The organism is Trichocoleus sp. FACHB-90 (genome assembly GCF_014695505.1).
In the GTDB taxonomy this organism is placed as follows: Bacteria; Cyanobacteriota; Cyanobacteriia; order Cyanobacteriales; family FACHB-T130; genus Funiculus; species Funiculus sociatus.
Window position 1 is genome coordinate 1 of the sequence record NZ_JACJOK010000067.1, and the last position, 14,206, is coordinate 14,206.

Here is a 14,206-nt window from a genome sequence, read left to right on the forward strand (position 1 = left end):
ACCCAGTCTGGGGCTGCTTTTTTACTGCATCTACTTAATCACAATCAATCCCAGAATTCAAGCCCCGCAACAAATGTCACTTCTTATACCTATTCTGTTTCTGCTATTTTGATTAGCCATTTTTAACATTTTTACATAACAAGTTCGGTAGAGCCAAAAATACTTAAACTTTTGCCGGAAACTATAGACTGGCTTAACCAACAAGATAACTCTAGTGAAACGATTGATTTATTAGTCAGAAACGCTCGAAAAAGCAATGAGCATTGCTTCAGCGAAGAAAGCAGTTTTGAGATGGCAGAAGTTTCGGCACTTGAAGAGGACTTGGAGATATCGCGCGAACAGGTGAAGAGTCTAACACAAGAAATGGAGGAGCTAAAACAAGAGCTGAGTTTAGAAATACAGAGGACAGAAGATTGTCGCAAAGAACTGAAATATATAGAGCAGGAGTTACGTAATAGTTACATCTATGATTTACGCGATCAAGTTGGCACAGCAGAGATGTCAGAAGATAAAATGGATGCGATCGCGCAAACAATCTTGAGGGACGAAAAGGGAAAAAATGGTAAGCTACTGGTAAAGGAGAAAGATTGGTTTGCCGTCAAAGATGCTTTAAAAAGATTTATTGCCATTCTATTGAATTAGCTAAGTAGAAGCTTCTGGCGTATCTTCCCATATCACTATTTTGAGTTAAAAATAATTACAAATTCCAGCTTTAGTTTAAGAACTAGGACTTACGCACTGAGAACCAGGAAATCAATTTCCTGGCTGAAAGCCCAAGTCAGTTGAAACTGACTAAAAAACCTCAAACCAACCCATTTCAATGGGTTTGAGCTTTGAGCCGGAACTTTAGTTCACGGCAACTGCGTAAGTCCTGAGAACGTTAAATCTATAGTCAAAAGACAACTTAGAGGATGCCCCAGGAGTGTCAAAAGTTAGTTTAATCCCCCAGCCCCCCTTTTCCAGGCTACGGTGTATACACATCTCTGTACAGAACCGACATCCTTGGAGATCCCCCTTGCATCCCCCTTAAAAAGGGGGACTTTGACTCCGGTTCCCCCCTTTTTAAGGGGGGCTAGGGGGGATCAAAACGTTATAGGACAGAGCTAGAAGACTTGTGTATACACGGTAGCTTTTCAAGGGGGATCTCCACTCTCTAAGCGTCTCGATTATGACTTTTCAGACTTCCTCTTAGTAGGAATCGTCCGATATCAAAAACGACGACAAAGCAGACAACATCCCACGCAGCGGTTGAAAATTAGTGGGGAACCCCCATACCTCCCACTGACTTGATTTTTGATGATGGTCAACCGATGGAAAGCAACCCCCAACGCACCTCTTCGAGTTAAATTGCCTTTTTTGGGAAAACCGACTTACAGTTTTGTGTCGTAAAACCGATATTTTGCCTGTTATCTAGGTAAAATCGCAATTATGGGGCGCGATGGGAGCAACGCAAATACTTTGGTAACACAAAATGTGACTACCGCCGATCTGGCGGAGCAATTCCGACATCTTCAAAACCAGCTGCGCGAAGTTTGGCATACTACCGAACTTTTTGACAACAGCGATGCTGATATTGTGGTGATTCCTTCTTTGAGCATCGATCAGCGAGAACTGCTGAAAATTGAAGGATCTCATCACTACGAGGAGCGACTTTTATTTTCGTTAATTCGCCTGCATAACCCCCGAACCAGGCTAATTTACGTTACCTCCCAGCCGTTGCATCCCAGCGTAATTGATTACTATTTACAACTGCTACCGGGAATTCCGTTTTCTCACGCACGCGATCGCTTGCTGCTACTTTCAGCTTACGACTCCTCCCTTAAACCTCTAACTCAAAAAATTTTAGAGCGTCCCCGCTTAATGGAGCGAATTCGGCAAGCCTTGCAGCTAGAAAAGTCTTATATGATTTGTTACAACAGTAGCCCTTGGGAAAGGGAACTGTCTCTAGCACTGGGCGTACCATTGTATGCTTGCGATCCGGATTTGCAGGATTGGGGAACTAAAAGTGGCTCTCGGCAAATATTTGCAGAGAGTGGGGTTCCTCATCCCGACGGTAGCAGTAGCGTCTGGAATGCTCAAGAACTGACACAAGCAGCAGTCGATTTATGGGAACGACAGCCGACTTTACAGCGAATGGTTGTCAAACTCAATGAAGGAATTTCCGGCGAAGCGAATGCAATTCTGGACTTAAGACCCATTCAGGAACTAGCACCCCAGAAAGCTTCCCATAAAGAACGAATGGAGGCAATAAGCGATCGCTTGCCATTTCTCGGCTTTCAAGCGAAAGCTGAAACCTGGGAAAATTTTTCTAGCCGCATCCCAGAATTAGGAGCAATTGTAGAAGCTTTCATCGAAGGAGATATTAAGCGGAGTCCCAGCGTTCAAGGTCGCATCACACCCGATGGAAAAGTAGAAATTCTCTCAACTCACGACCAAATTTTAGGAGGCCCTGACGGTCAAATTTACCTTGGTTGTCGCTTCCCAGCCGATGAAACTTATCGATTGCGCTTGCAAGAATTGGGATTAAAAGTAGGCAAGAAACTAGCAGAAAAAGGAGCCATAGAACGCTTCGGCGTTGATTTTGTCGCCGTTCGCCACCCTGACGCAGAAGAGGGACAATGGGAGCTGCAAGCAATAGAAATTAACCTGCGAAAAGGCGGCACTACCCATCCTTTTATGACCCTAAAGCTGTTAACAAACGGTCGCTACGACCTCGCGACTGGTTTATTTTACAGCAAACAAGGTCGCCCAAAATACTACATTGCCACCGACAATCTGCAAAAAGACCGTTACCGGGGACTGCTGCCAAACGACTTAATGGATATCATTGCTCATCACAGATTGCACTTTGATACTGGTACTGAAACAGGCACCGTTTTCCATCTCATGGGTTGTCTTTCCGAATTCGGCAAGCTGGGATTAACCAGTATTGGCGATTCCATGCAACAGGCAGAAGAAATTTACAACAAGGTGGAAAAAGTGCTGGACGAAGAAACTAAAATTCGCTCTAATTATTCCAACTCGTCATTTTATCCGATTCCCCCGATTACTTGGAGCGGGAACGGCTAAAACTGGGAAATGAAAATGGGAGCATCCTACTTTTGTGAAAATGTCCGATGACTAAAGTCAAGGGCGAACAAACAAAGCCTGCATAACGCAAGGCTTTATATTAGACCTCTTGCACTCATTCAGCCCTGAAATAAATTTCGGGCTGAAAGCTAAAGTCAGCTAAAGCTGACTGGCAAACATTTTCAACCCGTTTTAACGGGTTTTAGCTTTAAGCCTGTAGCTTGCTTCTCGCTTTGCGAGTACTTTAGCTCAAGGCATTTATACAAAAGGTCTATTATTAGCCTTTGCGTTGTGCAGGCTTTGTTCTTCGAGCATCGAGGCTTCTAGCGGGGTTATATTTGCACTCATTGGGATGCTCTCAATGAACATAAGCGATCGCTGCTGACACTGCATACGCTGTTATAACTAAAGAGTGTGCAACTTTATTTTTAGAGACTACGCTTTTGACATTCGGATCGGGTTATCAATTGCTCTCCTTGTGCCGTTGGTTGTTTTGTTCTAAACATGCGACTACATACGGAGCCTCCTAATGTCATCCCAATCCCATCTCCCGATAAAAAATCAACTACTCGCCGCCCTACCTGAAACCGAGTACCAGCGCCTTATTCCCCACTTGGAACTCGTCTCCCTATCGCGCGAGCAAGTTCTCTACGACGCTGGCGAATTGATTGAACACGTCTATTTTTTCAATCAGGGATTGTGTTCTTTGCTCACCTTCATGGAAAGCGGCGCGATAGTCGAAGCAGGTCTGGTGGGCAAAGAAGGTATAGTCGGTCTTCCCGTATGCTGGGGAGGCAACACCACGATCAACCAAGCGATGGTGCAAATTCCAGGTACTGCCATGCGGATGAAAGCCGAGCATCTGAAAACCGAGTTCAACCGGGGTGGTACACTTCATAGCTTGCTGCTGCGCTACACGCAAGCGCTATTTACTCACACCTGCCAATCTACTGCCTGCAACCGCCTGCATACGATAGAGGAGCGACTTGCCCGTTGGCTGCTCAATGTCCAAGATCGCATGGAATCAGACCTGCTACCGTTGACTCAGGAATTTCTCTCTCATATGTTAGGCGCACGCCGCTCCGGTGTCACGGTAGCTGCTGGCACCCTAAGCCAAGCTGGAATGATCTGTTACAGCCGTGGTAAAATCACCATCCTCGATCGGGAGAGATTGGAAGCAACCGCTTGCGAGTGTTATGGGGTGATTAAAAACGAGTACGATCGATTGCTAGGTAAGGGGAGCGATTAGATTTGCTGACGACCTCTTTTTAATTTGGGTTTTTTGTCTAGAAGCGTACAGAACTCCGATAGCGATCGCATTTATTCTTAATATTACAGGCTCGAAAATCGAGGCTACCAATAGCCGTTAGGGAAGTTGATGACCTCTTTTGAATTTGACTTTTATGTCTGGAAGCGTACAGAAGTGCGATAGCGATCGCGTTTATTCTTAATATTTCCAGATTGGAAGTTCTCAGTAGCAACTTTGGATTTTGGGCAAGAGCCGATGCCAGGATGGAGGTCACTTAATCTAAGCGCTACGCACTTTCCTTCGCCAACAGTACAAGCCTGACTCAGAAAGGGCAGAACAAACCTTCAATCTAAAATCTCCAGAAGCGTTGCGCTCCCGTCAAAAACATCGGCAAAGTCAATCCCAAATCCAAAATCGATTGACCGATCCCAGCTATTTTTACTCAATACAACCGCCTCAGAACGCTACCCAATGTTCCGGTTAAAGGTAACAGGAGGTTAACTATGAATAATTCCACACGCCTAGCTGCTAAATACGATGATGATATTAACAAAAAAATGATAGACCTTTGGGGGAAGGGTTGGGAAAAACTCTCTCCAGAACAAAGGCAATTAGTTGGAGAAATTCTTAATAACCTAAATAAAGTTCCTTCTCTCAGCTAGGTTAATTCAAAGTTTTTAATATCAGCCGCTGTAAAAAACAATTTTATGTTAGAGGATGTCTGAGAAGTGTCAAAAGTTTTGATCCCCCCCAGCCCCCGCGCTAACGCGCCGCTGCGCTAGAAAAAAGGGGGGAAAATCAAGTCTTAGTCCCCCTTAAAAAGGGGGATTTAGGGGGATCTCCACCCTAGAAGCGTCTCGATTATGACTTTTCAGAAATCCTCTTAGGCTCAGGCTTTCGTAGCCAACAAAGGCTTATGTTTTGTTAGGTGAGGTTATCACAACCCAGCTTACGCTAACTACTAGCCTGGTTTCCGGCTTCCGTACCCAAAGCCCAAATGCCTTTTTTGAGTTTTGTTTTCTTATCAATCTTTTCCTACAATCATTCTTTATCGGACGGTATTTGCTTATACAAATATATCTTGCTTAGAGGAGATTTTACCACAACCGAATTAAACAAGCAGCAGCTCTTGTAGGCTGCTTCAAAATTCATCTCCAGAATAATCTACATAAAGTAAATCTTATATAACTAATATGTTTTCTTTATATTTTAAATGTCAAATAACTTATTAATATAATTGTTGCACAGCTGAAATGGCTCGTTCTTTTGACGGAAGTCAATATTGAGGATAATCGCTAACTTAAGGGCATAAATCCCAAATAAGGAAGGCAGTTATGTTCGATATAGGTACTGATGTTGTAAATCAAAAAACTGGGCATATTGGCAAAGTCATTGGTTACGGCCATGAAATGGTTAACGGAGTTTATTCGCCAACACTGAAAGTGCTTTTATCTGAAGCTTTAAACCCAGGGAAAAAGGGTTTTATAGAGGAGGACTTGCATTCGGCATGGACTCAATGGGAGGAAGCTAAAAATCTTTCCATTAAGTGAGTATCTGGCACAAAGGTCAGAGGCGTTTGACAAGCTATGTATATGTACAATTTAATTTTCTGTATTGATCGATGATGAACCCGGGCCACGCTCAACACCTGTAGATTCTGTCTGCTCGTCGGAGAACGTTTCCTGATTCGTATCTTGCAGTCGGATAGAATCGAGTGTAGCCCTGTGTCTTCGTGTGGTTGTGACCCAGTCTGTACAGAGTGCGATTCACTGCATAAATCCAGATTGTCCGCGTCCTTATCCCCAGGTTTGGGGAAACAAATTTTGCAACAGTTGCGGCGCACCGTTACAACTGTTGCATCGTTATGTTCCCATCCAGCCTCTCGGAGTTGGGGGATTCGCCGCGATTTACACAGTCTGGGATTTGCACCTGTCAAGAGAACGAGTGCTGAAGGTTTTGCTGGAATCTTCACCAAAGGCGCTGGAACTGTTTGAGCAAGAAGCGGCAGTCTTAGCAAGTCTAAATCATCCGGGCGTTCCCAGAGTGGAGCCAGATAGCTATTTTGTGGTGGACTTAGGCAAGCGCCAGCTACCTTGTCTAGTGATGGAAAAAATCAACGGTCAAACGTTGCAGGATATTCTGGATCGGTATCCCCAAGGGTGTCCAGAATCGCTGGTACGCAATTGGCTCAACCAAGCTTTAGAGATTTTACAGGAATTGCATCGCCGCAATATTATTCACCGCGATATCAAGCCTTCTAACTTGATGCTGCGTCAAGAAACAGGGCAGCTGGTGGCGATTGATTTTGGCGGCGCGAAACAAATTGGCACGGTGCAGCTGGGTTCTGTTGCCAGTTCGACGCGGTTGATTTCTCCCGGTTACAGTCCGCCAGAACAGATAATGGGGAGTGGGGTGGGGCCGGCGGCAGATTTTTACGCGCTGGGTAAGACGATGATTCACTTACTGAGTGGGCAATATCCGCCGGATTTGGAAGATACAGCGAGTGGTGAGTTGAGGTGGCGACATTGCGCCCCGATTAGTCCTGATTTGGCTGACTTGCTGGATGACATGGTAAAAGACGATGTGCGCCAGCGACCAGCAAGTGCGGCCCAGATTCAGCAGCGTTTAACTGGGGTTTCTTCAATGAAGACGATACCCAGTAACGTACCGCAGTCTTTTTCCGGGGCGATCGCTTCCTTTGCCCGCAAAAGTCTGAAGCTGGTCGCAATAGCGATCGCATCTATCCTGACAGCTGTAGGTCAAATTACTCTTTTCGTTGTTCGCGCGATCGCCAAAACCTTACAAGCTTGTTTAGATACGCTTTGGGAAATGATTGTTGGCGGTATTGGCGCTGGTGTGTTTGCCGCAACTGGCTTTTTCTTGGCTTATGTATTGCCGTTGGGTACGAATTTCGCTGCTATTCTCGCCCAATTACCCCCGATTTTTCCCTTTATTCCCCCCCACGTAGGGCAAGCGGTTCTGCTGTTTGCTGCTGCTGGCTGGGGGACAGCTTGGGGTCTTACTGAAGCGGGAGGCTTTGGACAGCGCAAGCGCCGTTTAGTGGCTGGACTGATGGGCGTTTTCGGCTACGGCTTAGGGTGGCTGATTTGCCATGTGATGCCTTATGGATCGGTGCTGCGCTTAGTAACGTTAATTGGATTTGCAGTTGGCCCCTTAACCCTTGGTTTAGGTTTACCTAGCCATCAACTGGTTCACGCTGTTATTGCCGCAGCTGGCACAGCTGGAGTCTTGACTGCTTTACAAGCTTATACCTTCATCCCTACCGCGTCCGCTCCTTTAGTCAGCCTTGGCTTTTTTGGGATTTTGGGTGTCACGACTGCCTTCTGGTTGGGCGTGAGTTACTACATCGTTGTACCTTTTCTGCGTTGGTTGGGCTGGCGATGATGCAGTGCTATGTCTGCGTAAATTTCCGGAACACGCGATCGCATTGGGGGATCTGTACTTAAGTACACAAATTTTATTGTCAAATTATGATAAATAAACTTTCCCTAGTAGTGCTATTGGCTCTCAGCTTAGCTGCTTGCACCTCTACACCGCAGTCTAACCAATCCGCGATCGCAAATTCTCCAACTGCTGAGTTACCAGATGTGCAGTGTCAAGGAGAAGTACCGCAACCTGTCAAAGCATCTCTTGGGGAATTTCGTCTTGCACAAGAAGCTGATTTTATTCCCGCAATTCGCCAGTTTCAAGCTAGTGGAAACTCAAAACAAAAACTTACTTGCAGCATTTTCTCGGCTGATTTTAATCAGGATGGATTAAAAGACTACGCTATGTTGTTAGTAAGTGAAGAACTCGGTGATTTCCGGTTCCAAATGTCGCTGAATCAAGGTGATGGAAAATTTCAGCGAGATTTCGTCAAAGATTACAAGCGCATCACCAAACCAGAAGCAGGTGTAATTTACACCTCAATGGATTTTAAACCAGCAGGGGAAAAAGGTTTAGCAGCCCGCGATTATAGCCCTTTGAAACCAGGTTCCCCAGAACAAAAAACCTATGTAGAGAAACCAGCGATTGAACTGTGGAAAGGAAGCCAAACAGATGCACCACCCAAACAGTTAGATATAAGTTCTCTAGGTTACTGTTCTGAGGCGCTTTACTTCGTAGATGGGAAAAAAACTTTTGTAGTCTGCGATTAAAAAGACACTAAAAAAATATCAATTTGCGTAAGCTAAACCCTTCCAACCTCACACAACTTTTCTGTTGGGTGAGGTTGCTCAAACCAACCTACAAACTATAATATTTATCTCCACCTACGTATCATAGAGTTAGTAGTCCAGGGGAGATCCGTCATGTTAGAGTACAAATCACCAAAATATTTTCCTTCCTCCGAAGAACTACTCGACTCTGACGAGACACCTGTGGATAATGAACTGCAAGATTTAATTCCTGGTTTGCTGAAAGCCATATTAGCTATGGCTTGGCCAGATCGCATGGATTGGTTCTTTGGCGTTGACATGGGGATTTACTACGATCCCGATCAGCCGGCAATTGTACCAGATGGATTTCTCAGCTTAGGAGTTGAGCGAATTTTTGATGAAGGACTGCGCTTAAGTTATGCAATTTGGGAAGAAGAGCGCGTCCCGATTATGATACTAGAAGTTGTCTCTCAGACTTATCGCGGCGAATATACCAAGAAAAAGCAAGAATACGCAGATTTGGGTGTTTTATACTACGTAATTTACAATCCTCAACGTCGCCGCAAGCCACACCTAGAAGTTCATCGTTTAGTTGATGGCGAATACGTTTTGCAACCGGGTAATCTTGTTTGGCTACCTGAAGTTGGTTTAAGTATTGGTGCAGAACGCGGAACTTATCTAGGAATAACGCGGGAGTGGTTGTACTGGTACGATGAGCTTGGGCAAAGATTCCTAACACCAGAAGAACGCGCCCAAGTTGCAGAACAACGCGCCCAACGTCTTGCAGAACAACTTCGTGCTATGGGCGTAGATCCCGATTCTGTAGTTTAAATTAAGCTATGGGAGATTGTGGTAATTTCAACTAAGCTTCAATTTGCGCGATCGCGCCAGCCCATAGTACACATATAGCGATCGCATGAGCTATGCAAGCGGCATCTCCACCTTTTTCACCAATATTGCAATATTAGTTTTAGGTCTGCGTTTAGCCGATATAATCACTTCATATTAATATTATAGTTACTTGAGATAAGGATGTTTTCCTAACCTGTTGCTACTCCGCCATAGGAACCCCTGATTGTTAGCAATAGATATATAATGTGATTAAAATTATCACGACTACCTTGGCATAAACTCAGGGTTATTATAGTTAAAATAAAGTTAAAAATAACTTGGTTTTTCGTTGGATTTATCTGCACTGCTTAAGTAAGCGTAAATAAACTGAATATCTAGAAAGAAACCCAGTTTCCCTAAAAACCGGGTTTGTGTAAAAAACCCTAATGGTTACAGCTAGTTTTATGGGATGTTGAATGCAACATCCCGGAAAAATTGGAAAAGGGATGAACTATGCCTGTAGTACGAGTTAACATAACTTTATGCTAAACCGTATCAAAGAGATAACCGAAAAACTAGCGCCTCGCCTCATCGAAATCCGGCGACACATCCACTCGCACCCGGAACTAAGCGGACAGGAATACCAAACTGCTGCCTACGTTGCTGGCGTGTTGTCATCCTGCGGGCTGCACGTGCAAGAATCAATCGGTAGAACTGGCGTAATTGGCGAATTAAAAGGACAAAATATCGATAATCGCCTGCTGGCAGTTCGCACCGATATGGATGCCTTGCCAATTGTAGAACGCACTGGTTTAGATTATGCCTCGCGCCTGCCGGGAATTATGCACGCCTGCGGTCACGATGTCCATACTACGGTAGGCTTAGGTACGGCGATGGTGTTATCCCAACTGGGAGAAGTTTTTCCTGGGAATCTGCGTTTCCTGTTTCAGCCAGCCGAGGAAATTGCCCAAGGTGCGGCGTGGATGGTTGCAGATGGCGCGATGGATAAGGTGAGCGCTATTATGAGCCTACACGTCTTTCCATCTATTCCAGCCGGATCGATCGGGATTCGCTACGGTGCTTTGACGGCAGCAGCAGACGACCTGGAAATTATTATTACCGGAGAGTCGGGACACGGGGCGCGTCCCCATGAGGCAATTGACGCAATTTGGATCGCGGCGCAGGTAATTACAACTTTGCAACAAGCAATTAGTCGCACGCAAAACCCGTTGCGCCCGGTGGTGCTGACGGTTGGTAAAATTGAGGGCGGACGTGCGCCGAATGTGATTGCAGATTATGTGCGATTGGTGGGAACAGTGCGATCGCTTCATCCAGAAACTCACGCCAATTTACCTCAATGGATAGAAGAAATTGTCGCTAATATCTGCAAAACCTACGGTGCTGGCTATCAAGTTAACTATCATCGGGGAGTACCCTCGGTGCAAAACGACTCAACGCTAACGCAGTTGGTGGAGTCGGCGGCGAAAGAAGCTTGGGGATGCGATCGCGTCCAAATTTTACTCGAACCCTCCCTCGGCGCTGAAGACTTTTCTATGTATCTGCAACACGTTCCTGGTACCATGTTCCGTCTCGGAGTTGGATACGCAGACAAGAAAAACTACCCACTGCACCATCCCCAGTTTGAGGTAAATGAATCTGCAATCGTGACTGGTGTTGTCACCCTAGCTTATGCTATCTGCCAATACTGGCAGAACTAGAAAATATATCTTTTCTCAGTTGGATGGAATATATCGCGGTTCTAAGATCCGGTCTACGTTGATAGGGACATCGCATTGCCATGTCCCTACAGATGTATCGCACTCAACCCTTGAATTGCTATAGTCTTGCGTGCATAGCACAGGCGATACGGGACTCGGTGTTCTGATGAGTAGAAAAAAGATTTTCATTTGTTATTGCTACCAAAACATCTTAATTTTCTAACTCCAGAAGGATTAGCATCTGGAAATATTTAACTATTGTGTAATTAACTCAAAAATTAAAACTATCATGGCATCACCCACACCACTTAAAGGTTTAGAGCTAGTTGATTGTGCTAGAGCAAATGCAAAGCAGGGAGCTGAAACTGCTGCCGAACTATGTGGATATGGCGGCAATCTACGCACCTTTAAGCAAGAACTAAAACAAGCTTGTGAGGATATGGGTGTCACTTTTAATGAGTTAAGCGACTTGATTACCGATCAAGATGCGTTAATGAGTATGGAAGGGGAAATAGTTGCTCCTGATACTCCAACACAACTTTAAAAAGCAAAAAGTAAAAAGGCAAAAATAATTGTTCACGTTTTGCCTTTTTTCATTTGTATGTAGGACAGGATTTTCTAACCTGTGGCAGGCGAGATCCGAACGAAAAAATATTTCATAACTCCTGCAAGGACTGCTATATGATCCTTGGTGCGCGATCGCTTTCCCCCTCCGACTTAAAATAAACTTTTTGGTAGGCTACATTCTGACTCGTATACTTAAAATCGCAAAATTAGCCGTGCCAAATTAAAGTAAATTAGTACGCCTAAGACATCAACAGCAGTAGTGATAAACGGCGCTGACATCAAAGCCGGGTCTAAACCAACGCGACGAAAGACGAACGGCAGACCGGAACCAGCAACAGACGCTAAAACAGAGATAGCTATTAAGCTGATCCCCACAGCGATCGCCACTGCCAAATCCCCTTGCAGCAGCCAGTAAGCCCATACCGTTGCTAAAGACCCTAACATTACTCCCAGCATTGCGCCTGCGATCGCTTCTCGCCCAATCACTTGTAGCGGCCCCATAGAGCGAATCTCGTCTGTATTCATTCCCCTAATCACCACAGTTGAAGACTGCGCCCCCACATTGCCTCCAGTACCAGTCAGCAACGGAATAAACGCCGCCAGCGCCACCACTTTTTGCAGAAGGTCTTCTTCTGACTTGATAATTGTACCCGTGACAGTATTCGTCACCAGTAACACAAACAGCCAGACAACGCGCTTGCGAGCCACTGTCAATAAATCCGTCTGGAAATAATTGTCGCCCCCCGACTGTACACCACCCAGCTTATAGATATCCTCCGTCGTTTCCTGCTCCAAAATATCAATTACGTCATCAACAGTGACAATACCCACCAAACGCTGTTCCTTGTCTACCACAGGCACTGCCAGAAAGTCATAGCGCCCAATCAACCGCGCCACTTCTTCCTGGTCAGTATCTGTATGAACAAAAATCACATCGCGGGTCATAATTTCCCCAACCGTTTGAGTTGGCTGGGTAGTCACCAAATCGCGCAATGACAAAATTCCCGTCAGCCGTCGCGCCGCATCAGTGACATAAAGGTAATAAATCGTTTCAGTGACATTCGCTAAATTGCGAATCCTATCCAGCGTTTGCGCGACGGTAAAACTTTCTTTCAAAGAAATATATTCTGGTGTCATCAACCGCCCAGCAGTTCCAGCCGTATATCCCAAAAGCTGTGCTGTGGCTTGGCGTTCGGTGGGGCTAAGTTGTTCCAACAGACGACGCACAACTGTAGCTGGCAATTCGTCAAATAGCCGCGCCCGGTCATCTGGCGACATCCTATCGACAATATCGAGAACATCCTGCCGCTTTAATTCATCGATTAGCGTCTGCTGGATGCTGGAGTCGAGATATTCATAAACTTCGATAGCCTCATCTTTGGAAAGTAGCCGGAAAGCTATAGCTTGCATCGCTTCCGGCAACCCTTCAATGGCTTCAGCAATGTCCGCAGGCTGCACCGGGACGAGTATTGCTTTTGCGGCCTGAAGGTCGCCAGCTTCAAGTAGCGCTTGAAGCTGCATTCGGACAAGCTGTCGGAGTTCACTACGTGAGATCGTCTGGAGGGGAATATTGCTGTCAGTCAAGATAGACCCTCTTTCTACAGTCCTAAGTTGGTTGCTGCATTTAGTCTATGACGTTAGGCAACAAGAGGTTATGTGAGTTTGTGTGTCTCCCATCGCAACATGGGAATAAAGCAGACGTTGCATGACCAATGAAAATTTTACCAGTAAGCCTGGTGAGCGATCGCACAAAAAATTTTGAGCGGGAAGCAAGTAGCTGCTTTATTTGCCCCACCGGGCAAGAATGGTGCCTAGCTGAATGCTGATTATGCCTAGGATAGCACTACCTGCCCAGTAAAAAGCAGCAACTGAAAGATTGCCAAGGGACAAGTTGTTACTGTGGGCATTCCGTAACAGTAAGAAAGTGTCTAACTCATAAGTTGAGAAGGTAGTGTACGAACCTAAAAATCCTACTGCTACCAATAAGCGGACTTCTGGCGGAATGCTGGGTATCTCTATAGCCAGAGTGAAAAAGAAACCCATCGCCAAACAGCCCGTGAGGTTGATAAACATAGTGGCATAGGGAAAACTTCCTCCCATAGTCCCGGTGAACCAGAGACTCAAGTAATAACGGCTCAAAGCACCCGCGATCGCGCCCAAACTAACTGCAATTGGATTGCGAACAGTTGGCTGTTGCAGTACCTCTAGCACCAAGTTAGGTGCTAGAGTCAAAAGTTGCATTTGATTAATTAAATTTTTCAAACCCATCTATAAATTGCCTATTTCTAAGAGAATTTAGAAGTGTTTTAACGGTTCATTTTGGCGGTATTACCCTAAAATTAGCCGATATAATACCTGTTTCCAAGGCTGATGACCCTCGTTTCCCATCACAATTTCTGTAACTCCATACTCTGGCGCGACTCGAACAATTTATTCTAAAACTAAGCCACTAGCGGTAATAAATTGATAACAAAATTCAACGAGCGGCAGCGTAGCCAATAATGGCTCTCCTGTACTTATGGGTATAAGTAAATTTTATTTAAATAAGCAAGCTAGCAGCTTCTCTCGTAAAGATTCAAAGCTCTTAAAACCATAGCTCTGCCGAATAATTAACT

14 protein-coding genes are annotated in these 14,206 nt (G+C 45.2%); 10 read left to right on the forward strand and 4 right to left on the reverse strand.

The annotated features are described in order from the left end of the window. Window positions 1–171: 171 nt before the first annotated feature. The 3 genes from H6F74_RS19310 to H6F74_RS19320 all read left to right on the forward strand — a co-directional run bounded on the left by H6F74_RS19310 (window position 172) and on the right by H6F74_RS19320 (window position 4,318). A complete protein-coding gene (locus H6F74_RS19310) occupies window positions 172–642 on the forward strand; it encodes a hypothetical protein (RefSeq protein WP_190443822.1) in 471 nt (156 codons plus the stop codon). Window positions 643–1,458: 816 nt separating this feature from the next. Continuing rightward, window positions 1,459–3,069 carry a peptide ligase PGM1-related protein gene (locus H6F74_RS19315; protein WP_347269531.1) on the forward strand — a complete coding sequence of 537 codons (1,611 nt, stop codon included), beginning with the start codon at window positions 1,459–1,461 and terminating at the stop codon, window positions 3,067–3,069. A gap of 529 nt (window positions 3,070–3,598) precedes the next feature. Next, window positions 3,599–4,318 carry a Crp/Fnr family transcriptional regulator gene (locus H6F74_RS19320; RefSeq protein WP_190443824.1) on the forward strand — a complete coding sequence of 240 codons (720 nt, stop codon included), beginning with the start codon at window positions 3,599–3,601 and terminating at the stop codon, window positions 4,316–4,318. A gap of 37 nt (window positions 4,319–4,355) precedes the next feature. On the opposite strand, the gene H6F74_RS19325 is transcribed toward H6F74_RS19320, so the two are convergent. Continuing rightward, entirely contained in the window at window positions 4,356–4,592 is a 237-nt protein-coding gene (locus H6F74_RS19325; RefSeq protein ID WP_190443825.1) for a hypothetical protein, read from the reverse strand. 229 nt (window positions 4,593–4,821) lie between these two features. Between H6F74_RS19325 and H6F74_RS19330 the strand changes: the two genes are divergently transcribed. From H6F74_RS19330 to H6F74_RS19355, 6 genes are all read left to right on the forward strand, one after another. Then, window positions 4,822–4,980, forward strand: coding sequence for a hypothetical protein (locus H6F74_RS19330; protein ID WP_190443826.1), 159 nt, complete (start codon window positions 4,822–4,824; stop codon window positions 4,978–4,980). A gap of 672 nt (window positions 4,981–5,652) precedes the next feature. Continuing rightward, window positions 5,653–5,868, forward strand: coding sequence for a hypothetical protein (locus tag H6F74_RS19335; protein ID WP_190443827.1), 216 nt, complete (start codon window positions 5,653–5,655; stop codon window positions 5,866–5,868). Window positions 5,869–6,058: 190 nt separating this feature from the next. Beyond that, window positions 6,059–7,723 (forward strand): serine/threonine-protein kinase, encoded by a 1,665-nt coding sequence (locus H6F74_RS19340; protein ID WP_190443828.1) that lies wholly within the window; start codon window positions 6,059–6,061, stop codon window positions 7,721–7,723. A gap of 86 nt (window positions 7,724–7,809) precedes the next feature. Further along, window positions 7,810–8,475 carry a hypothetical protein gene (locus H6F74_RS19345; RefSeq protein ID WP_190443829.1) on the forward strand — a complete coding sequence of 222 codons (666 nt, stop codon included), beginning with the start codon at window positions 7,810–7,812 and terminating at the stop codon, window positions 8,473–8,475. A gap of 153 nt (window positions 8,476–8,628) precedes the next feature. After that, window positions 8,629–9,306, forward strand: a complete 678-nt coding sequence (locus tag H6F74_RS19350; protein WP_190443830.1) for a Uma2 family endonuclease — start codon at window positions 8,629–8,631, stop codon at window positions 9,304–9,306. 542 nt (window positions 9,307–9,848) lie between these two features. Then, window positions 9,849–11,024 (forward strand): M20 family metallopeptidase, encoded by a 1,176-nt coding sequence (locus tag H6F74_RS19355; RefSeq protein ID WP_190443831.1) that lies wholly within the window; start codon window positions 9,849–9,851, stop codon window positions 11,022–11,024. Between the two features lie 15 nt (window positions 11,025–11,039). On the opposite strand, the gene H6F74_RS19360 is transcribed toward H6F74_RS19355, so the two are convergent. After that, the gene (locus H6F74_RS19360; RefSeq protein ID WP_190443832.1) at window positions 11,040–11,213 is read right to left on the reverse strand and encodes a hypothetical protein; all 174 of its coding nucleotides are present in this window, start codon (window positions 11,211–11,213) and stop codon (window positions 11,040–11,042) included. A 100-nt stretch (window positions 11,214–11,313) separates the two neighbouring features. Between H6F74_RS19360 and H6F74_RS19365 the strand changes: the two genes are divergently transcribed. Beyond that, window positions 11,314–11,568 carry a hypothetical protein gene (locus tag H6F74_RS19365; protein ID WP_190443833.1) on the forward strand — a complete coding sequence of 85 codons (255 nt, stop codon included), beginning with the start codon at window positions 11,314–11,316 and terminating at the stop codon, window positions 11,566–11,568. 215 nt (window positions 11,569–11,783) lie between these two features. Here the strand turns inward: H6F74_RS19365 and mgtE are convergent, their stop codons facing one another. Together mgtE and crcB are read right to left on the reverse strand one after the other, a co-directional pair. After that, window positions 11,784–13,175: a magnesium transporter gene (gene mgtE, locus H6F74_RS19370; RefSeq protein ID WP_190443834.1), complete on the reverse strand. Its 1,392-nt coding sequence runs from the start codon at window positions 13,173–13,175 to the stop codon at window positions 11,784–11,786. Between the two features lie 198 nt (window positions 13,176–13,373). Beyond that, window positions 13,374–13,832, reverse strand: coding sequence for a fluoride efflux transporter CrcB (gene crcB, locus H6F74_RS19375; RefSeq protein ID WP_199301420.1), 459 nt, complete (start codon window positions 13,830–13,832; stop codon window positions 13,374–13,376). Window positions 13,833–14,206 lie beyond the last annotated feature (374 nt).